25 protein-coding genes and 1 pseudogene are annotated in these 19,798 nt (G+C 48.2%); 19 read left to right on the forward strand and 7 right to left on the reverse strand.

Annotated elements, in window-relative coordinates; translation table 11 throughout:
• Nucleotides 1-73: 73 nt before the first annotated feature.
• The 12 genes from DQN52_RS05625 to ykgO all read left to right on the forward strand — a co-directional run bounded on the left by DQN52_RS05625 (nucleotide 74) and on the right by ykgO (nucleotide 8,959).
• Nucleotides 74-1,132 (forward strand): lysozyme inhibitor LprI family protein, encoded by a 1,059-nt coding sequence (locus DQN52_RS05625; protein ID WP_003785735.1) that lies wholly within the window; start codon nucleotides 74-76, stop codon nucleotides 1,130-1,132.
• A gap of 180 nt (nucleotides 1,133-1,312) precedes the next feature.
• Nucleotides 1,313-2,095, forward strand: coding sequence for an indole-3-glycerol phosphate synthase TrpC (trpC, locus tag DQN52_RS05630; RefSeq protein ID WP_003785737.1), 783 nt, complete (start codon nucleotides 1,313-1,315; stop codon nucleotides 2,093-2,095).
• Complete coding sequence (locus DQN52_RS05635) at nucleotides 2,095-2,595, forward strand: putative periplasmic lipoprotein (RefSeq protein ID WP_032827615.1); 501 nt, start codon at nucleotides 2,095-2,097, stop codon at nucleotides 2,593-2,595. Before trpC ends, DQN52_RS05635 begins: the two co-directional genes overlap by 1 nt.
• Before the next feature lie 15 nt (nucleotides 2,596-2,610).
• On the forward strand, nucleotides 2,611-3,483 hold the full coding sequence (locus DQN52_RS05640; RefSeq protein WP_032827668.1) for a lipid A biosynthesis lauroyl acyltransferase: 873 nt from the start codon (nucleotides 2,611-2,613) through the stop codon (nucleotides 3,481-3,483).
• On the forward strand, nucleotides 3,476-4,171 hold the full coding sequence (locus DQN52_RS05645) for a winged helix-turn-helix domain-containing protein (RefSeq protein ID WP_003785740.1): 696 nt from the start codon (nucleotides 3,476-3,478) through the stop codon (nucleotides 4,169-4,171). The genes DQN52_RS05640 and DQN52_RS05645 overlap by 8 nt, the downstream gene beginning before the upstream one ends.
• Nucleotides 4,172-4,175: 4 nt before the next feature.
• Nucleotides 4,176-5,501 carry a phosphate regulon sensor histidine kinase PhoR gene (gene phoR / locus DQN52_RS05650; RefSeq protein ID WP_003785742.1) on the forward strand — a complete coding sequence of 442 codons (1,326 nt, stop codon included), beginning with the start codon at nucleotides 4,176-4,178 and terminating at the stop codon, nucleotides 5,499-5,501.
• A gap of 168 nt (nucleotides 5,502-5,669) precedes the next feature.
• On the forward strand, nucleotides 5,670-6,560 hold the full coding sequence (gene gluQRS / locus DQN52_RS05655; RefSeq protein WP_003785744.1) for a tRNA glutamyl-Q(34) synthetase GluQRS: 891 nt from the start codon (nucleotides 5,670-5,672) through the stop codon (nucleotides 6,558-6,560).
• A gap of 14 nt (nucleotides 6,561-6,574) precedes the next feature.
• Complete coding sequence (locus tag DQN52_RS05660) at nucleotides 6,575-6,775, forward strand: hypothetical protein (RefSeq protein WP_003785746.1); 201 nt, start codon at nucleotides 6,575-6,577, stop codon at nucleotides 6,773-6,775.
• A 402-nt stretch (nucleotides 6,776-7,177) separates the two neighbouring features.
• Nucleotides 7,178-7,717, forward strand: coding sequence for an NUDIX hydrolase (locus DQN52_RS05665; RefSeq protein ID WP_003785750.1), 540 nt, complete (start codon nucleotides 7,178-7,180; stop codon nucleotides 7,715-7,717).
• Nucleotides 7,714-8,475, forward strand: a complete 762-nt coding sequence (gloB, locus tag DQN52_RS05670; protein ID WP_003785752.1) for a hydroxyacylglutathione hydrolase — start codon at nucleotides 7,714-7,716, stop codon at nucleotides 8,473-8,475. Before DQN52_RS05665 ends, gloB begins: the two co-directional genes overlap by 4 nt.
• Before the next feature lie 86 nt (nucleotides 8,476-8,561).
• A complete protein-coding gene (locus DQN52_RS05675) occupies nucleotides 8,562-8,834 on the forward strand; it encodes a type B 50S ribosomal protein L31 (RefSeq protein ID WP_003785753.1) in 273 nt (90 codons plus the stop codon).
• Nucleotides 8,834-8,959, forward strand: coding sequence for a type B 50S ribosomal protein L36 (ykgO, locus tag DQN52_RS05680; RefSeq protein ID WP_003785754.1), 126 nt, complete (start codon nucleotides 8,834-8,836; stop codon nucleotides 8,957-8,959). The genes DQN52_RS05675 and ykgO overlap by 1 nt, the downstream gene beginning before the upstream one ends.
• A 53-nt stretch (nucleotides 8,960-9,012) precedes the next feature.
• On the opposite strand, the gene DQN52_RS05685 is transcribed toward ykgO, so the two are convergent.
• The 3 genes from DQN52_RS05685 to DQN52_RS05700 all read right to left on the reverse strand — a co-directional run bounded on the left by DQN52_RS05685 (nucleotide 9,013) and on the right by DQN52_RS05700 (nucleotide 11,990).
• Nucleotides 9,013-10,200: an LD-carboxypeptidase gene (locus tag DQN52_RS05685; RefSeq protein ID WP_032827616.1), complete on the reverse strand. Its 1,188-nt coding sequence runs from the start codon at nucleotides 10,198-10,200 to the stop codon at nucleotides 9,013-9,015.
• Nucleotides 10,200-10,607, reverse strand: a complete 408-nt coding sequence (locus DQN52_RS05690) for an HIT family protein (protein ID WP_003785756.1) — start codon at nucleotides 10,605-10,607, stop codon at nucleotides 10,200-10,202. The genes DQN52_RS05685 and DQN52_RS05690 overlap by 1 nt, the downstream gene beginning before the upstream one ends.
• A 195-nt stretch (nucleotides 10,608-10,802) precedes the next feature.
• The gene (locus DQN52_RS05700) at nucleotides 10,803-11,990 is read right to left on the reverse strand and encodes a LysM peptidoglycan-binding domain-containing protein (RefSeq protein ID WP_003789765.1); all 1,188 of its coding nucleotides are present in this window, start codon (nucleotides 11,988-11,990) and stop codon (nucleotides 10,803-10,805) included.
• Nucleotides 11,991-12,147: 157 nt separating this feature from the next.
• Here DQN52_RS05700 and def point away from each other — a divergent pair, with 157 nt between their 5' ends.
• From def to DQN52_RS11470, 4 genes are all read left to right on the forward strand, one after another.
• Nucleotides 12,148-12,651: a peptide deformylase gene (def, locus tag DQN52_RS05705; RefSeq protein WP_003785760.1), complete on the forward strand. Its 504-nt coding sequence runs from the start codon at nucleotides 12,148-12,150 to the stop codon at nucleotides 12,649-12,651.
• 80 nt (nucleotides 12,652-12,731) lie between these two features.
• Nucleotides 12,732-13,661, forward strand: coding sequence for a methionyl-tRNA formyltransferase (fmt, locus tag DQN52_RS05710; RefSeq protein ID WP_003785763.1), 930 nt, complete (start codon nucleotides 12,732-12,734; stop codon nucleotides 13,659-13,661).
• Nucleotides 13,662-13,741: 80 nt separating this feature from the next.
• Nucleotides 13,742-13,918 carry an oligoendopeptidase F gene (locus tag DQN52_RS05715; protein ID WP_230478928.1) on the forward strand — a complete coding sequence of 59 codons (177 nt, stop codon included), beginning with the start codon at nucleotides 13,742-13,744 and terminating at the stop codon, nucleotides 13,916-13,918.
• 292 nt (nucleotides 13,919-14,210) lie between these two features.
• Nucleotides 14,211-14,498, forward strand: a complete 288-nt coding sequence (locus tag DQN52_RS11470; protein ID WP_111694430.1) for a transposase — start codon at nucleotides 14,211-14,213, stop codon at nucleotides 14,496-14,498.
• Between the two features lie 41 nt (nucleotides 14,499-14,539).
• Here DQN52_RS11470 and DQN52_RS11170 read toward each other — a convergent pair whose 3' ends face one another.
• From DQN52_RS11170 to DQN52_RS05735, 3 genes and pseudogenes are all read right to left on the reverse strand, one after another.
• Complete coding sequence (locus tag DQN52_RS11170; protein ID WP_331250427.1) at nucleotides 14,540-15,067, reverse strand: IS5 family transposase; 528 nt, start codon at nucleotides 15,065-15,067, stop codon at nucleotides 14,540-14,542.
• Entirely contained in the window at nucleotides 15,046-15,309 is a 264-nt protein-coding gene (locus DQN52_RS11175; RefSeq protein ID WP_003789867.1) for a transposase, read from the reverse strand. Before DQN52_RS11175 ends, DQN52_RS11170 begins: the two co-directional genes overlap by 22 nt.
• Before the next feature lie 12 nt (nucleotides 15,310-15,321).
• Nucleotides 15,322-16,032 (reverse strand): annotated as a pseudogene (locus tag DQN52_RS05735) (IS1 family transposase).
• 84 nt (nucleotides 16,033-16,116) lie between these two features.
• Between DQN52_RS05735 and DQN52_RS05740 the strand changes: the two are divergent.
• From DQN52_RS05740 to DQN52_RS05750, 3 genes are all read left to right on the forward strand, one after another.
• Complete coding sequence (locus DQN52_RS05740) at nucleotides 16,117-16,623, forward strand: IS5 family transposase (RefSeq protein ID WP_268766522.1); 507 nt, start codon at nucleotides 16,117-16,119, stop codon at nucleotides 16,621-16,623.
• 117 nt (nucleotides 16,624-16,740) lie between these two features.
• The gene (locus tag DQN52_RS05745; protein ID WP_080561219.1) at nucleotides 16,741-16,974 is read left to right on the forward strand and encodes a PIN domain-containing protein; all 234 of its coding nucleotides are present in this window, start codon (nucleotides 16,741-16,743) and stop codon (nucleotides 16,972-16,974) included.
• 50 nt (nucleotides 16,975-17,024) lie between these two features.
• The gene (locus tag DQN52_RS05750; RefSeq protein WP_003785771.1) at nucleotides 17,025-19,187 is read left to right on the forward strand and encodes a primosomal protein N'; all 2,163 of its coding nucleotides are present in this window, start codon (nucleotides 17,025-17,027) and stop codon (nucleotides 19,185-19,187) included.
• 175 nt (nucleotides 19,188-19,362) lie between these two features.
• Here DQN52_RS05750 and DQN52_RS05760 read toward each other — a convergent pair whose 3' ends face one another.
• Nucleotides 19,363-19,755 (reverse strand): RidA family protein, encoded by a 393-nt coding sequence (locus DQN52_RS05760; protein WP_032827617.1) that lies wholly within the window; start codon nucleotides 19,753-19,755, stop codon nucleotides 19,363-19,365.
• Nucleotides 19,756-19,798 lie beyond the last annotated feature (43 nt).

A 19,798-nucleotide genomic window follows, 5' to 3' on the forward strand; every position in this document is an offset into this window, starting at 1 on the left:
GCTTTTTGTAGCCCTTAAACTCTATTTTTGCTATGATAACGGCTATTTTTTTCAAAACCACAGGTCATTTCACATGAAAAAAACCGTTTTTTATACTGCATTATGGGCGGTGTTATCGCTCGCAGCGTGTCATCAAGACAAATCTGCACCAGCCGCCAGCGTAGCATCTGCCGCATCAACCGCTTCTGCGCCAGCCGTTCAAGTATGCGAACATCCTGAATTAGCGCAACAAATCAAACAAAGCATGGTGCAAACCATTGGGCAGAATGACCGCTTAATGCAATCGGAAAACGCAAATTGGCTAGATGCTGTACAACTGACCGCGATTGCCAACAAGTTGGATATTACTATCGACCCAGCACAACCCAATCTTAACGCTTGCCAAACGCAAGTGCATATTACTTTGCCGCAAGATGTTGTCGCGCAAGCCAAAAAATTCGCGCCTTTGCTGCAAAGTGCCGACCCTGTTGTATGGATTAGCGACAAAACCACAAGCAGCAACGTTCAGTTTGACGGCAACAAATTGGTTGTGCCATTTAGTTTTACTTTGAACAATCAAACCATTATGCCAAGCGATAACACCTTGAACAACGTGGCGACTTTGATTGCCGATGCCTTATTGCCAGCGAGCATCAAAGCCAAAATTGAAGTAAACGGCAAAACCATGAGTCGCGAACAGGCGTTGAAAAAACTCAACGAACCGCAAGAAGTGCAGGCTGCTTCTGAACCGCAAGCGGTGGAAGTTGCACCTGTTAGCGAAGACATTCCAGCACCGCCAAGCCCAGAAGAAATGGCGCGTCAAGCCAAACCTGCGGCGGCATCTGCACCCGAAATTCTAACTCCGCCCACGCAGCCAAAAAGCCGTGTCAGCCAAAACGACATCAACCAAGCGAATCGAGACAACGCAGCTGCCGACCAAGCGATTAAAAATTCGTGGCGCAAAATTTCGCCCGATATTCAGCAAACTTTGGTTGCCGAACAGCGCGATTGGGAAAGCAAAAAGAACGTGTCTTGTCGCAATGCGGCGGCAAAAGGTGGCAGCGCAGCCGAAAGCCAATATTTGCAAATGCAATGCGATACGCGCTTAACTCGCGAGCGTGTGCAATATTTGAATGGATACAGCATTGAATAATTAATGTGCAGGCTGCTTTGTATAGTGGATTAAATTTAGATTAGGACAAGGCGACAACGACCGCCGTGTACATCTAGTACATAAGGGAGTTGGCAACGCTGTACTAATCTAAATTTAATTCACTATAAACATAAAAAGCAGCCTGCAATTTCTATCACACCAACAACAGAAAGCCTGCTCATGTCCGACATTCTGCAAAAAATCCTGCACACCAAAGCGCAAGAAGTCGCGCAACAAAAAACCGAAATCTCTTTGGAAGCTATGAAACAACTGGCGCAACAAGCCGAACCTGTGCGCGATTTTATCGCTGCCATTCGTGCCAAACACGCAGCAAAGCAGCCTGCAATTATCGCCGAAATCAAAAAAGCCAGTCCGTCCAAAGGCTTGATTCGTGCTGATTTTAACCCTGCGCAACATGCCCAAGACTACGAAAGCGCAGGCGTGGCGTGTTTGTCGGTGCTGACCGATGAGCCGTATTTTCAAGGTTCGCCCGATTATTTGCGTCAAGCCCGTGCCGTCGCGTCGCTGCCTGTGTTACGCAAAGATTTTATGATTGACGAATACCAAGTCTATCAAGCGCGTGCGTGGGGTGCGGACGCCATTTTGTTGATTGCCGCTGCGCTAGACGAAGCCACTTTGCTGCATTTGGAGCAAGTGGCGCACAGCTTGGGCATGGCGGTGTTGCTGGAATTGCACGATGAAAGCGAGTTGGCAAAATGCACGCGCCTAACCACGCCTTTGCGCGGCGTGAACAACCGTAATTTGCGTACGTTTGATGTGGATTTGCAGCAAACCATCGCGCTGTTGCCGCATTTGGCTGGGCAAATTGTCGTAACCGAAAGCGGCATTGCGGGCAAGGCTGATGTGGATTTCATGCAATCGCACGGTGTTCACACGTTTTTGATTGGCGAAACCTTTATGCGCGCCGACAACATTGCGGCGGCTGTTCGTACTTTGTTTTGATGATGAAATCTTTTGTTTATTTAAGTGCAGGCTGCTTTTTGCTGGCAGCGTGTTCGCCCAGCGAAACAACATCGCCCGAATCTAACCACAGCAGCAGCCCAGCCGCCAGTCAATCGGTGGTGGCGGAACAGCTGCTGAATGTGGCTTCGCGTGAAAACATTTTGCAAACCAGCCAGCAGGCGATGCAAAACGCCAGTGCGTCCGATGTGGCAAACGAATGGACGGTTACGATGCCGACTTCTGCGCCCGAATCTTTGCCCTTGCCTGCGCCACAAAGTGCGTCCAGCACCAGCCATTTGCCGCCACTCAACGCGGTGTGCGAGCAATATTATCAACGCGCCGATGCGTGTTTTGCCAAACAGGGCGACGATGCCAACGAATTGCGTTTGCAAAATCAAACGGCTCGCGAAGACGCGCTGCGCCAACAACCAGATGAAGCAGCCTGTACCGCGCTCAACCGTAGTTTTGACGCGGTGGCGCAAAATCTTGGCTGCGAATAACCCGAACTTTTTATGATGAAATTGGCTTTTATTTTTTTGCGACTTTTGTCGTATTTGCCGCACAGCAGCCTGCGCGTTTTGGCGCGATTTTTTGGCTGGTTGTGCTATGCCTTGGTTGTGCCGCGTCGCCAAATCGGCAAAAAAAATCTGCAACTGTGCTTTCCGCATTTGTCGGACGATGAACGCCGCACCATTTTGCGCGAACATTTTTATCACATGGCGTTGTTGATTTTGGAATACGGGCGATATTGGTATGGCGATGCAAACACCTTGCGCCAAGCGGTGTGCTATCAAGACAAACATTTTTTGGACGATGCGTTGGCGGCGAATCAAAAAGTGATTTTGCTCTATCCGCACTTTACCGCGTTTGAAGCGGCGGTGTACGCGCTCAACCAAGATGTGCCGCTGATTAGCGTGTATTCACATCAAAAAAATGCCGAATTGGACGCGCAAATTTTGCGTGGGCGACATCGTTACGACAACGTGTTTTTGATTGGACGCACCGAAGGACTACGCGCCATTATCAAACAAATTCGCCAAAGTGCCGCACCGTTTTTGTATTTGCCTGACCAAGATTTTGGCGTAAAAGACTCTATTTTTGTGGACTTTATGGGCGTGCAAACCGCTACGATTACAGGCTTGTCGCGCATTGCCAAAATGACCGATGCCAAAGTGATTCCAGCCATTCCCACGCGCCAAAGCGATGGCACGGTGCAATTGCGCTTTTATCCTGCGTGGGACGACTTCCCTAGTGCAGACCCTGTTGCCGACACGCAGCGCATGAACGATTTTATTGCCGCGCGTGTTTTAGAGCAGCCTGCACAGTATTTTTGGTTGCACAAACGCTTTAAAACGCGCCCAAATGGAGAATCTTCGTTTTATGAATAAAACGCGAATTTTGGTGGTGGAAGACGAAATGCCGATTCAAACGCTGATTGCGTTTTCGTTGCAGCAAGCGGGGTTTGACGTGCAATGTGCCAGCCATGTGCAGGCTGCACGGGAACTCATCGCGCAACAAAGGCACGATTTATTGCTGCTGGATTGGATGTTGCCCGATGGCGATGGCGTATCGTGGATAGCGGAACTTCGCGCCCAGCCAGCCACCGCCGCGCTGCCGATTATTTTGCTCACTGCACGCAGCGAAGATGCCGACAAAGAACATGGCTTTGCCCAAGGCGCAGACGATTACTTGACCAAGCCCTTTTCGCCACGCGAATTGATTGCGCGAATCCACGCCCGATTGCGCCACAGAGTGCAGGCTGCTTTGCCTGTTTCGCTGATTCAAATGGGCAATTTGCAGCTCAACCCCGATACACAGCGCGTGAACGCAGGCAGCCTGCACTTGGAATGCAGCAGCAGCGAATTCAAATTGCTGCATTTTTTAATGCAACACCCCGAGCGCGTGTTCAGCCGCCGCCAGTTGCTAGACCATGTTTGGGGCGAAGACGCTTTTGTGGAAGAACGCACGGTGGATACACAAATCGGGCGATTGCGCCGCCTGCTGGAAACCGCCAATATTGGGCATTACATTCAAACGGTGCGTGGCAGCGGCTATCGTTTTTCGGTGATGGAGTAAGCCTATGTCGCCCTATTCCATTCACATTTGGGTGCGCGTGTTGCTCGCGGCAACGGTGTGTGCGCTGGCGTTTTCTTTGTATGGCGCATTGGGCTTGGCGATTGCGTGGGCAGCCTGCACCACTTTGTGGCTGTATCACAATTTGCGCGGCATACGTCAATTTACACGCGCCCTGCATACTCAATCGCCCAACCAAACCATTTCGTTTACCAATGGACACGGCTTGTGGGTGCAACTTTTGTCCGACATTCATCGCCGCGACCGCGTTAATCGCAAACATCGCACTCAACTACATCGCACCGTGCAACGCTTTCAAGCCGCTGCCGAATCCATGCCCGAAGCCATTGTGTTGCTCAACAAAAACGGGCGCATTCAATGGTTTAATCATCTTGCCATTGACTATTTTTCGCTGTCGCCCGAACACGCACTCGGCAGCGCGTTGCATAAACACATTGCCAACGCCGATTGCCAAGCGTTTTTGCAAGCAGCCTGTACGTCTAATCCCCAAGAATTGCGTTTTACGCTCAACCAAGACAACGGACGAATGCGCCATATTCGCCTGATTCGCACCGCGTTTATGCAGCAATCGGAATTGATTATTGCCGAAGACATTAGCCGCGCCGAACAGTTGCAAGCCACGCGCACCGCCTTTGTTGCCAACGTGTCGCACGAATTACGCACACCGCTCACCGTTATCAACGGCTTTTTGGAAACGCTTGCCGATTACCCCGATTTGCCCAGCGAACAACGCGCTCAATTTGTTGCGCTCATGCAAAACGAAAGTCAGCGTATGCTCAATTTGATTCACGATTTGATGACGCTGTCGGCTTTGGAAGACCCGCAGCAGCAAACCGCGCCCAAAGCAGCCTGCAATATCAGCGATTTGGTGCAGCAAATTGTGCAAGACGCGCAACGCTTGTCAGCAGGTAAACACCAAATCATCGCCGACATTGAAGCCGATATTAACCTGCTGGCACGAGAACGCGAGCTGTATCAAGCCTTGTCCAATTTGGTGTTTAACGCGGTGCGCCACGCAGGCGAAGGTTGTCAAATCCACATCGGTTTACAGCGCATTGCCAACCCCAATCCCTATAAGCCACCGTTGGCGCAATTTTCGGTGCGAGACACAGGCAAAGGCATTGCGCCCGAACATTTGCCGCATTTGACCGACCGTTTTTATCGCGCCGATTCAGGACGCAGCCGTGAAAATGGTGGCACAGGCTTGGGGCTTGCCATAGCCAAACACGCGCTTGCCAACCACCAAGCCAGTCTGCACATTCGCAGCGAATTAGGCGTTGGTAGTGAATTTATGACGCAGTTGCCGACTTGATGCTATCCTGCAATCTGTTCCTTCTCCTTTGGGAGAGGAGAGGCAATTTGGTACGATAGCAATTTAATATCGCTGGAATACCACGATTTTCGCTCTCCCTAACCCTCTCTCACAGGATAGGGAATGAAATAGCTGAATATCCAAAATTTCAATAAAACAATAATCATCATGTACATCGGACGATTTGCCCCCAGCCCCACAGGATTACTCCACATCGGCTCGCTGCTAACCGCGTTGGCATCGTATGCAGACGCACGCGCCCATGGCGGACGCTGGCTGGTTCGCATGGAAGACCTAGACCCACCACGCGAAATGGCAGGCGCAGCCAGTCAAATCCTATTCACGCTAGAACAATTTGGCTTGGAATGGGACGGCGAAGTCGTCTATCAAAGCCAACGCCATCATCTGTATCGCGCCGCCTTAAACGACTTAATCACGCGCCAGCTTGCCTATCCCTGCTATTGCAGTCGCAAAGATTGGCACGCCGCCGCCAAAATGGGCGTGGACGGTTTTGTGTACAACGGTTTGTGCGCCCAATCGCCATCGCCCCAACATCAAAATCCGTCCAAGCAGCCTGCATGGCGAATGCGCGTTCCCGACCAAATCATCGCCTTTGATGATGCAATAGTCGGAAGCTACGCCCAAAATCTCGCCCACGACATTGGCGATTTTGTGCTGCTGCGTGCCGATGGTTTTTGGGCGTATCAACTCGCCGTTGTGGTGGACGATGCTGAACAAGGCATCACTCACATTGTGCGCGGACAAGATTTGCTCGTGTCCACGCCGCGTCAAATTTGGCTACAAAGCAGCCTGCACTTGCCCACACCGCATTACGCCCATTTGCCGCTGCTCACCAATCAACACGGACAAAAATGGAGCAAGCAAACGCTCGCCCCAGCTTTGGATTTGACCCAGCGCGAACAACTGTTGCGCCAAGTCATGCACTATTTACAGATTCCGCCTGCGCCCGAAGTCAATCATTTGGCGGATTTATTGATGTGGTGCATACAACATTGGCAAATGCGCCGCGTGTCGCCCGAAGCCATTCGCACGGAATAGCAGAGAAAATCATCATGATAAGAGAGTTTGGCATCGCATTTTTACAATCTTTTGGCATGACTTTTTTGTCGTTGTTGTTGCATTATGTGATAAGCGGTTCGGGCATTTGGGGAAACGACGAACTGGATTTTGGTGAATGGATTAAATTGGTTTGGCAGCTCGCTTTATTCTGTTTGTGTTTAGCGTGCTTGAAAGAGTTTGTGTTACCGAAATAATGAGCGCGTAGGTCGGCGGTCTTGATCCCGATAAGTTAAAGTCAATCAAGTGCAGGACTAATCTAAATTTAATTCACTATACTTATCCTTCAAGCAAAGAGTAAATCTGTTACGCAGGCATTCCCATTCCCAATAAAAAAGAAGCAAAATGGGGGCTGGCAAACCAACATTTTTGTTATAGCCTCTTGTGGACAAAGACCAATATGGGCTGATAGCGTAAGACATCACAATGTTTAATCATCTGGACGACTATTTTATAGATTCCATGTATCAAATCATGGATTTTGTCATCAAACAAAATAATCTGTCGTTAAAGAAGGAAAAAGTTAATTTGGCATGGAAACAGGGTGCATAGGTGCGACACAATGCACTCAACCACTTCAATCAACAAGGGAAAAAATCATGAACCTACAAGAAACCCTAATCAGCAGCAGCCCGATTGACCACAGTGGTTTTCTCAAAATCAACCGCGACCAAATTCGTTTGCCCAATGGCAGCGAACACGAACGCGTAGTGATTCGCCACCCTGGGGCAGCCTGCGTGTTGGCGATTACGCCCGATAACCGTGTGGTGTTGGTGCGTCAATGGCGACACGCAGCAGGACGCGATATGTTGGAAATTCCAGCAGGCAAGCTGGACGATGGCGAAGACCCAGTGCAATGTGCTTTGCGCGAATTGGGCGAAGAAACGCCGTATGCAGCGGAAAAAGTAGAAAAAATAATCTCGTTTTACACCGCCCCAGGTTTTTGCGATGAAGTGTTGCATTTGTATCGCGCCATCAACATCACGCCTACAAGCAGCCTGCAACCCGACCAAGATGAATTGCTGGAAGTAGAATTGCTTACCGCCGAACAAGTGCACGCTGCCATGCAATCGGGCGATATTTGCGATGCGAAAACCTTGATTGCATTGCAATTTTGGCTAATGGAGCAAGCGCGATGAGTAGCCTGCACATCGTTCCCATTCCTGCGCTGAACGACAATTATATTTGGCTGTTGCAACAAGGCAACGAAGCGATTGCGATTGACGCAGGGCAAGCCGAGCCTGTGTTGGCGTATGTGCAGCAGCACGGTTTGCAACTGGTGCAAATTTGGGTTACGCATCATCATGGCGACCACACGGCTGGCATTGCGGCATTGCAGGCTGCTTTTCCGCGTTGCCAAGTGTTTGGCGCACACGATATTGCGGCGGCAACGCAAATTGTGCAAGAAGACAGTCAAATAAGTTGGCAAAACAAACAGATAGACGTTTGGCAGATTGCAGGACACACGGCAAATCATCTTGCCTATTTATTGCGCGATGACGAGCAGCTGCACGTTTTTTGTGGCGACACGCTGTTTTCGGCTGGCTGTGGGCGCGTGTTCCCCGATAGCCAACCCGAATGGCTGTATCGCAGTTTGCAGCGCATTGCCCGCCTGCCGAGCGACACCTTGCTTTATCCAGCGCACGAATATACCGCCAGCAATTTGCGTTTTGCCGCGCACATTGAGCCGAACAATCCGCACATTGCCGTCGCGCAAGCAAAAGCAGCCTGCACACCGACTTTGCCTGTATCGTTGGCGCACGAGCAGCAAATCAACCCATTTTTGCGCGTACATTTGCCCGAAGTGCAGCAGCGTGTGGCGGAACATTATCAAGCGGACTTGGTTGATGATGTTGCCGTGTTTACCGCGTTGCGTGAGTGGAAAAATCGGTTTTAGCGGAACAAAGCAGCCTGCACTTTTTGAGAACAACTTGCAAATCTGTGATTATTGTTATACCATAACATCTTTACAAGGAGAACGGTATGAAACCCAATATTCACCCCGAAAATTATCGGACAGTTTTGTTTTTTGACAGCAGTGCGGAAACAGGTTGGCTGATTCGCTCGTGTGCGCCCACCAATCAAACACGTCAATGGACGGATGGCAACACCTATCCCGTGTTTTATGTGGATACGTCATCGGCATCGCACCCAGCCTACACAGGCAAACAGCGCGAACACCACAAAGAAGGCCGCGCCAGCCAGTTTAATCAACGTTTTGCAGGCATGGTGTCTGCGTTTAGAAAGGGTAAATAATGCAAGTTTTGTCTTCATTAAAAGCCGCGAAACAACGTCATCGCGATTGTCAAATTGTACGCCGCCGCGGCAAAGTGTATGTGATTTGCAAATCCAATCCACGATTTAAAGCGCGACAACGATAAAAAGCAGCCTGCACATTCCATTTGCTGAATGTGCAGGCTGCTTTTTTTGTTGATTAAAATTCCGCGTCCACTTGATTATCGCCAGCCATCCCACTTTCCAACACAGGCATAGGCGGTGGCAACAGCGCAGACAAATTCAAACTTGCCGCATTCAAAGTCGGATAACCGCTAAACGTGATTTGATAGCCGCCAGCCGAATTGCCACGCAAAGCAGCCTGCGCCCCCAGCGGAAACGTGGTTTTGTGGGCAATGTGTCCAAACGGAAAGCCCGTCAGCACAGGAATGCCAGCCACGCGCGAAATCGTTTGCGCTACGCTGTTGAGCGTGTAGCTGCTGTCATACACATCGCGGATATTGCCCATGCGGAAATCGCCCAAAATAATGGCGCGTTGCTTTTTCAAAATGTCAGCCAAATGCAGCGTTTGCAACATACGCTCAATGCGATACGGCTGCTCGCCCACGTCTTCCAAAAACAGCAATCCGCCCTGAATATTCGGCATATACGGCGTGCCAACCAGCGATACCAACACGCTCAAATTGCCGCCCCACAACACGCCGTCCACATTTGGCACGCTGCTGGTTTGGTAGTTTGGCACGTTCACGGTAACGCTTTGGCTGGTAGTCGTGCGGATAAAACTGTCCATGGTGTACGCATCTAGCGGCGTTTTGGCAAATTCGCTATACAGCATCGGGCCAGCAAAACTCGGCGTAATAGATTGCGCCAACAATGCCAGTTGAATCGCGGTTACATCGCTGAATCCAAACAACAAAGTTTGCACTTCCTGCATACGCGCACCCAAACTCGCCCAATCAATATGCGGTAACAAACGCGCTGCGCCATAGCCGCCGCGCACCCCCATCAACATTTTGGGCGTGGCGATTTTGCCTGTGGCGATGTCTTGCAAATCGGCAATGCGTTCGGCATCGCTGCCTGCAAATCGCTGAAAACGGCGATACGCAGCTTGATGATTGCTAATCACAAACCCCGCACCGTGCAGCGCGTTCAAACCATTTTGAATGCGCGTTGGGTCTTCGCAAAAGCCCGAGCTGGCGAACAAATGCAGGCTGCTTTGGTTAGACGATGTGTTTGGGCGATTGGGTTGCGTACTGGGCATAGTGTTTGCAGTTGGTGTAACGCTTGGCATGGGTTTGGGCGAGCTGCCACACGCAGCCAAAATGCCGCTGCTCATCGCCAAAGCAGAGTGTTGAAGTAAGTGTCGGCGTGAAAGTTGAATCGTCATCATGTTGCTCCGTTTAGAATTTGTTGGACTTGTTGTACCCAATTATCGGGCAAAGTGCAGGCTGCTTCGCGGTTTGGCGTTGCCCAAATCGGCGCGGGAAAACACGCATCGTCACTAAATCGCGCAATAATATGCCAATGCAAATGCGGTACAACGTTGCCCAAACTCGCCAGATTGATTTTGGCTGGCTGCAACACTTGGAGCATTGCCGCTTCCACGCGATAGACCATTTCCATGATTTCGTGGCGTTGTTCGGGCGGCAAATCGGTCATTTCGGCAACGTGTTCGCGCCAAATCACGCGACAAAAAGCAGGCGCATTGGCTTCGTTGTGTACCGCAATCACGCGCAGATTGGGCGTGGTCAGCAAAATTTCTTCGTTTTGCGCGTGGCAAAGTGGGCAAGTCATGTTTTGTTTTTCCTATTGATGTGTAAACAAAAGTGCAGGCTGCTTTTTGAATCACTCAAAAGCAGCCTGCACTCTAACACATAGCGAAGTGAAATAAAAATAGGACAAGGCGACAACGTCCGCCGTGTGCAAATAGCACATAAGGACGTTGGCAACGCCGTACTATTGCAATTTCACTTTGCTATAAATGCACGATTAACGTTTTACTTCTACTGCGCTTGTACCGAACGTATCCAAATCGCGACCTGGCGCAGCTACTGCATCGTTTACGTTGATGTTGCTGATGCTTTCCAGAATAATCGCAGACGAGACATTCGCGCTAGTGCGGTACACCATTGCCAAGCCGATTTCTTCAACTGGTGTGTTCACATAAGGCGTAGCATCTTTGTTGCCAGCGCGAGACCATTCGGTTTTCAGCACCGAGCCACGACGATACAAGCCTACCACTGTGCCAACATCCAAGCCGTCCGCTTCACCCTTGTTCAGGATAATAGACTGCATTGCGCCTGCTTCGCTGATACCGTCCATCACCGATACGATACGTGCCGATAAGTTTGCAGCAGATTCGTGTGGCATGATGTTGAAGTTTTTCAAATCATCGGGTGCTTTAACCAAGTAATCGCCTTTGCGGATTTCTGATACAGCGTTTTCCACAACCATTGGCTGTGCGGTACGAACCACAACTGGGCGTTTGTCGGTATTTGCCACATATTCGTTGGCTTGAAGTTTTTGTTGCGCTTCGGCGGTGCGGTGTGCCAATGCGCTGTTCTCGCTTGTTAAAGTTGCTAATTCACCTGCAAATTCAACTAACTGCCCCAAGTTTTTGCCTGTTTCAGGGTCTTTCAAGTCGCGGTTCACGCGGAATACCAAGTATTTGCCAGGTTCGGTGATGCCGTCAGCAAATACGCGGTCGCCAGTTGAATACAATACGCGCGAATCTTGTCCGCCAACCAAACGTGGCAAATCTTTAATTTGCTCGGCAGTCATGAATTGTGGGTGTTTCATAAACAAGCGATAGAAGTCCACGTTCAAGGTGCTGATGCCGTAGCCAGAACCTAAATTGCGGATTTGCGGGCTCAATTTAATGGTTGGAATACCGCCTTGTACGCCCAAACGTGGCTGACCATTCACATAAGTCAATACCAACACTTGACCTGGATAAATCAAATGTGGATTGCGGATTTGGCTGCGGTTTGCACCCCACAATGCTGGCCATTTCCATGGACGGTATAGATATTTACCCGAAATACCCCACAAGGTGTCGCCTTGTTTAACGGTATATCGTGCAGGCGCACCTGGACGAACGCGCAAATTCTCTGCAATAGCAGGAGATGAAATAATCATGCCAGCAGCGCAAAGCAAGGTTATAATAGACTTTTGCATCATAATTCCCTCAATTTGGATTACACTATTTAACGAATAAACGTAATAATAGTGCATTTTAAAGTGTTTGGGCTAGTTTTATGCCAACAAACGTAAACAAAAATGGCAAGTATGCCACACATTAAACAAAAACACACGATTAGAAAGACAAAACATCATGGCTTTATTACCGATTTTGACTCACCCCAACGAACGATTACACATTGTCGCGCAACCTGTGGTGCAAGTAGATGACCGCATTCGCACGCTGGTGCAAGACATGGCAGAAACGATGTATGCAGCGCGTGGTATTGGCTTGGCAGCGACGCAGGTTGATGTACACGAGCGCGTGGTGGTGATTGATTTGTCCGAAGAACACAATCAACTGCTGGCTTTAATTAACCCTGTGATTACCAAAAAAGACGGCGAAACGACTTATGAAGAAGGTTGCTTGTCTGTGCCGGGGATTTATGACACGGTAACGCGTGCCAAAACGATTACGGTGGAATTTTTGGACACGCAGGGCAACAAGCAATCGTTGGACGCAGACGGTTTGTTGGCGATTTGTATTCAACATGAGCTTGACCATTTGGCGGGCAAATTGTTTGTGGAATATTTGTCGCCATTGAAACAAAATCGTATTAAGACGAAGTTAAAGAAACGTCAGCGCGAAACTTTATAAAATAAATCAATAAACCCAAAATGTGCAGGCTGCTTTCGCTGGATTGAAAAAGCAGCCTGCACTTTAATAAAGGATTCAACATGAAAGTGATTTTTGCAGGCACGCCCGATTTTGCTGCTGCCGCCTTAAAAGCGATTGCCGCCGCAGGTTTTGACATTCCGCTGGTTTTGACGCAGCCCGACCGCCCGAAAGGTCGCGGAATGCAGTTGCAAGCCAGCCCTGTTAAACAAGTGGCTTTGGATTTGGGATTGCGCGTGGCACAGCCCGAAAAATTGCGTAACAATGCCGAAGCCTTGCAAATGTTGCGCGATGTAGATGCCGATGTGATGGTGGCGGCGGCGTATGGCTTGATTTTGCCACAAGACGTGTTGGACACACCCAAACATGGTTGCTTGAACATTCACGCTTCCTTGTTGCCGCGTTGGCGCGGTGCTGCACCGATTCAACGCGCGATTGAAGCAGGCGATGCCGAAACAGGCGTGTGCATCATGCAAATGGACGCGGGCTTGGACACAGGCGCAGTCGTAAGCGAACACCGTTACACCATTCGCGATACCGACACGGCAAACGAAGTTCACGATGCCTTGATGGATTTGGGCGCAACGGCGATTGTGCGCGATTTACAACAGTTGCAAGCCAAAAGCAGCCTGCACGCCACACCGCAGCCCGAAACTGGCGTAACCTACGCGCAAAAATTGTCCAAAGAAGAAGCCAAAATCAACTGGAACGAAGCGGCAGAAGTGGTGGCGCGTAAAATTCGCGCATTCAACCCTGTGCCAACCGTCTGGACAGAATGGCAAGGCAAGCCGATGAAAATTTGGGCGGCACACGCAGTCGCGCAAAATGGCTCGGCAGGCACGGTTTTGGCGGTTGATGCCAATGGCATTGTGGTGGCGTGTGGCAGCGGTGCAATTTGCATAACCGAATTGCAAGTGGCTGGCAGCAAACGCATGACGGCAGCCGCGTTTCTGGCTGGACGCGAATTGGCGATTGGTGCGCTGTTTGCGTGAAGTGCAGGCTGCTTTTGAATGAAAAGATTAAGCACACGGAGAAATATCATGATTACCCTAGATTTAACCCCAAAAATAGAATGGCTATTAACGCAACAGGCGCAACATCGGGTTTGAGTGTAGAGCATTATTTAATCAATTATATCAGTGCATTAGCCAATCAATCGTCTAGCGTGGCAGAATTTATGCAAGGTAAACGGCTAGATAGTTTTTCAAGCGACCCTGTGGCATGGCAGAAAGCTGTTCTTGATGAATAAATATTTGCTAGATACTTGTTTTATTTTGGGATTGTATAGTGAATTCACTTCAAACTAGTACAGCGTTACCAACGTCCTTATGTACCACGCGTACACGGCGGGCGTCGTCGCCTTGTCCTAATTTGAATTGAATCCACTATATCAACAGAATGAGTATGCCTTGCGCTGTATGCAAAATGTATCATTTGAGCAATGTTGTGTGAGCGTGATTAACCGCATTGAACTATTGGGTTATCAAAATATAGTGGATTAAATTTAGAACCTGCATTCACAAAAATGATAAAATATCTTTATGACTAGAAAATCCTACCCAACAGACTTAACAGATGCCCAATGGCAAGCGATTGAGCCACATTTTAACCAGCTACGCCACTACAAATGGGATAAACGTCAATTAGTGAATGCCGTTTTGTATATTACCAAAACAGGTTGCCAGTGGCGTATGCTGCCCAATGATTTTCCACCTTATTCAACCGTATGGAGTTTCTATCGCAGAGCCAATCAATCAGGCTTATGGGATAGAATTCTTTTGGCATTGGTTCAAAAAAACGTTGGTGGTGTCCTGAAAAGTGTGCTGTAAAACTAAACAATGCCAAAGTGAGAACCTGTATTCACAAACAACTATTTGATAAATTTTAATATTTGTGAAATATACCCTAGTTTAACAAAATTTTCAGCAGATAAATTCGTCTGCTCAAAATCTTTTGCTAAACGTCGAGACCAACCTAACCATGCAAACGTTCGTTCTACAATCCAACGTTTGGGCAGAATATGCCAAGAAATATCTTGAATTCTCTTTGAAATCTCAACAGTTAAACCCAATTGCTCTGATACTTCACGCTCAAATGTATTCCGATAACCTGCGTCTGCACAGAAACCTTTTAAACTCGGATAGGTCTCAAACGCTTTTTTTGCTACAAAAATACCTGCTTTTGTGTCATGAATATTGGCTGCATGAACCACAACAGACAATAGATTACCCAACGTATCAACAGCTATATGTCGCTTACGACCTTTGATTTTTTTACCTCCATCAAAACCTTTATCATGTGCGCTAGAACTAGAAGCTGTTTTGACAATTTGTGAATCAATAATGGCATAAGTTGGCATCGCTTGTTTTTGATGGATTAAACGTTTTTTTGAACCAATGCCAAAAGAATTCTATCCCATAAGCCTGATTGATTGGCTCTGCGATAGAAACTCCATACGGTTGAATAAGGTGGAAAATCATTGGGCAGCATACGCCACTGGCAACCTGTTTTGGTAATATACAAAACGGCATTCACTAATTGACGTTTATCCCATTTGTAGTGGCGTAGCTGGTTAAAATGTGGCTCAATCGCTTGCCATTGGGCATCTGTTAAGTCTGTTGGGTAGGATTTTCTAGTCATAAAGATATTTTATCATTTTTGTGAATACAGGTTCTGAATATCAAAGAAAGCTAAATCAAAAACTTTCTTGTGATAAAACATACTTTTAGAAAAACAACACGTTTTTCTAAACGCTCGCCTTACTTTGTGCCGTAAACGACAGTTATTACCCTCAATGCCAACTGTGTGTTGCTTACCAACTAGATGTCATTCTTCATTTGAAAAGACATTTAAAAATGCAGCCCAGTCATCGGTCGCAATTCTGTCATAGGTTACACGCAACTCTTTCAAACGCCGTTTGAGTGCTCGCGCTGTTGCTAAATCGCGCTTACCCCAAACGTAAGCGACAATTTCGCCACTTTCTCTGTGATAGGCATAGACTAGCCACACTTTATTAGACTTGTTACCGACAAATGTCCAAAACTCGTCTATTTCAAGTGTAGGGTAATGTTTTTGTTTAGGAAATGGCTCAAACTCATGGCGTTTTAAAGCAGCCTGAACTTTGTCTTTGCTGTAACCCGTAATTGCTGCAATATCGCGAATACCACAACCTCTAACGGTCATTCTCCAAACCTGCTCATCAGCTTTGGAATGACAACCCTTATAGGTAAGGTTATGGTCGCCAATAAAATTACGACAAAAATCTTTGCAAAAATATTTTTGTTTACGATTGCAAGAGTAGCCATTTTTCTTTATATTTTGTCCTTGGCAGCGAGGACAAGTTAGAGTTATTTCTGTTTTCACACACTCAAATATACTCTGTTTTCGCTGCTTTTTTATTGCTTATTTTTTTACAGCACACTTTTCAGGACACCACCAAAACGTTTAATCCATCAAAAACAAGCGATGCCAACTTATGCCATTATTGATTCACAAATTGTCAAAACAGCTTCTAGTTCTAGCGCACATGATAAAGGTTTTGATGGAGGTAAAAAAATCAAAGGTCGTAAGCGACATATAGCTGTTGATACGTTGGGTAATCTATTGTCTGTTGTGGTTCATGCAGCCAATATTCATGACACAAAAGCAGGTATTTTTGTAGCAAAAAAAGCGTTTGAGACCTATCCGAGTTTAAAAGGTTTCTGTGCAGATGCAGGTTATCGGAATACATTTGAGCGTGAAGTATCAGAGCAATTGGGTTTAACTGTTCAGATTTCAAAGAGAATTCAAGATATTTCTTGGCGTATTCTGCCCAAACGTTGGATTGTAGAACGAACGTTTGCATGGTTAGGTTGGTCTCGACGTTTAGCAAAAGATTTTGAGCAGACGAATTTATCTGCTGAAAATTTTGTTAAACTAGGGTATATTTCACAAATATTAAAATTTATCAAATAGTTGTTTGTGAATACAGGTTCTTAGATTAGGACAAGGCGACAACGACCGCCGTGTACAGCTAGTACATAAGGGCGTTGGCAACGCTGTACTTGTACTAATCTAAATTTAATTCACTATATCACACCACAAGATGAACAAGAATTAACCTTGTTTCTTAGTCGTGTATATTGTTTTGATATGGATAAAGCCGTACAAAATAAGGCGATTGAGTTACGCAAACGCCATAAAATCAAATTAGCAGATAATATTGTTTTGGCAACCGCTTTAACGCATGATTTGATGCTTTTAACCTTGGACGATGGTTTGCAGCGTAAGTTTGATAAAGAAATATTAAGTGCGAAAAAACATTAAAAAATTCAAAGTGCAGGCTGCTTTTTCCCACGTTTTCAACGCCCATTCCCATGATTTACCACCACATCGCCCTAAACACCATTCTCCCCTTGCTCACTTATTCCCACCACAGCGCACTCGCCAACGGCACGCGCGTGGTGGTCAAACTGCGTGGCAAAGAACAAGTGGGCATTGTGTGGGCAAGCGACATCACGCCCGACATCGCCCCTAACAAAATTTTGCCGATTGAGTGCGTGTTGGACAACTATTTCACGCTGCCCGAAAGTTGGCAAGACTTGGTGGCGTTTACATCGCGCTACTACCATTATCCGATTGGGCAAACCGCATTCACTGCGTTGCCCACTTTGCTCAAAACGCCAAAAGCCGTTGAGTTGCCTTGCGAAACGGTTTATTACGCGCTCAATGAAATCGGGCAAAAGCAGCCTGCACCGCCCAAGCATCACGCCAAAAAACACCAGTTGTGGCAAGCCTTGCAAACCGATTGGCACGATTTAGCCGCGCTCAAAAAAATTCATCCGCAAGCCGCGCAATGGCTAGGCGACTACCAACAATCGGGCTGGTTGCACACCAAAATCAACGCCATGCCAGCCATTCCAGCATCGCAACACACGCTCAACGCCGAACAAGCCGCTGCCGCGCAAGCCGTTAAGCAGGCGCATGGTACATTTCAGACGTTTTTGTTACACGGCATCACGGGCAGCGGCAAAACCGAAGTGTATTTTGACGTGATGGCAGATACCTTGTCGCGTGGACAATCGGTGCTGTTTTTGTTGCCCGAAATCAATTTAACGCCGCAATTATTGTCGCGCATTGCCCAGCGTTTTCCGAATATGCCGACCGCCGTGTTGCACAGCCAAACCGCCGCAGGACAGCGTGGACGCGATTATTTACGCGCCATGCTCGGTCAAGCCAAATTGGTCATTGGCACACGCTTGGCGGTGTTTACGCCGATTCCCAATTTGGGCTTGATTGTAGTGGACGAAGAACACGATGCGTCATTCAAACAAGACAGCGAATTGCGCTACCATGCGCGTGATTTGGCGATTTGGCGCGGGAAACAAGCAGCCTGCACTGTGATTTTAGGCAGTGCAACGCCCAGTTTGGAATCGTGGTACAAAGCCCAAAGCCAAGCGTATTGTTTGTTGTCGCTGACTCAACGCGCCAACCCACACGCGCAGTTGCCACGCATTGCGATTGCCGATGTGCGTCGCATCAAGCTAGACAATGGATTTTCGCCACAGGCTTTGTCGTTGTTGCAACAGAATTATCAACAAGGCGGCTTGTCGCTGGTGTATTTGAATCGACGTGGTTTTGCGCCTGCTTTGTTTTGTGGCGATTGCGGGCATACGTTTGGTTGTCCAAACTGCTCGGCAAAAATGGTGTTGCATCAACGCGCAGGGCAGTTGCGCTGTCATCATTGCGATTTTCGTCAAGCCATTCCACGCTCGTGCAGCGATTGCGGTAATCAAGATTTGACTGCTGTGGGGCAGGGGACGCAGCGCGTAGAAGAAACCTTGCGCCAGTGGTTGCCACAAGCCAATATCGCGCGAGTGGACAGAGACAGCACCAGTCGCAAATCCGATTGGGCGGACTTGTATGCACAAATCGCCAATCAACAAATCGACGTGTTGGTGGGAACGCAAATGCTCGCCAAAGGACACGATTTTGCACGATTGAATTTGGTGCTGGTGTTGAACGCAGACGGCTCGTTGTTTAGCAGCGATTTTCGTGCCCCAGAACGCTTGTTTGCCGAATTGATGCAAGTGTCGGGCAGGGCAGGGCGTGCCGAACAAGCAGGGCAGGTGTTGATTCAAACCCAGTTGCCCGACCATGAAGTGTTCGCCGCAGTCAAACAGCAAAACTACGCCTTGTTTGCCGACCACGAATTAGCCCAGCGTGGCATGATTGGTTTGCCACCGTTTGGTTTTCAAGCTGCGATTCGTGCCGATGCGCCCAAAATGGCAGACGCGCTGCAGTTTTTAAACCAATGGCGCGACCAGTTGGCAGCGCATTTGCCCGAATCGGTGTATCAGTTAGGCGCAGTGCCAATGCAAATGGCGCGATTGGCAGAACGAGAACGCGCACAAATTTTTGTGGAAAGCCAGCAGCGTGGCGATTTGCATCGCGCGTTGAGTATGTGGGCGCAAGCGTTATCGCAAAACCGTGATGCGGCGATTCGTTGGCATATTGATGTGGATTATCAGGAAATGTGAAAAAGCAGCCTGCACTTTGGTTGATTTAAAATGCAGGCTGCTTTTTTATAGTGAAATGAAATAAAAATAGGACAAGGCGACAACGCCCGCCGTGTGCAAATAGCACATAAGGGCGTTGGCAACACCGTCCTATTGCAATTTCATTTCACTATATGTTTATCTAAATCCCGAAAGCTTAACGACCGCTACCCAACACCATCACCGCTTCGGCTTCCACTTTCGAACCGCGTGGTAACGATGCCACACCTACTGCCGCACGCGCAGGAAACGGCTGTGCAAAGTATTGCGACATCACTTCGTTGAACGTGGCAAAGTCAGCCAAATCGGTCAAATACGCATTCAATTTCACGATGTCGTTTAAGCTGCCGCCAGCCGCTTCGCAAACCGCACGCAAATTTTTGAACACTTGATGCGCCTGCTTCGCGAAATCGTCCGACACCAAAGTCATTGTCGCTGGCATAAGCGGAATTTGTCCGCTCAAATACACTGTGTCGCCAGCACGAACCGCTTGGCTGTATGCACCAATCGCCGCAGGTGCTTGTTCTGTGTGAATAATTTGTTTACTCATATCCATATCCTTCATATAGATTACAAAAAAGTGCAGGCTGCTT

Origin of the sequence: Kingella kingae (assembly GCF_900475905.1) — a bacterium.
Classification (GTDB): domain Bacteria; phylum Pseudomonadota; class Gammaproteobacteria; order Burkholderiales; family Neisseriaceae; genus Kingella; species Kingella kingae.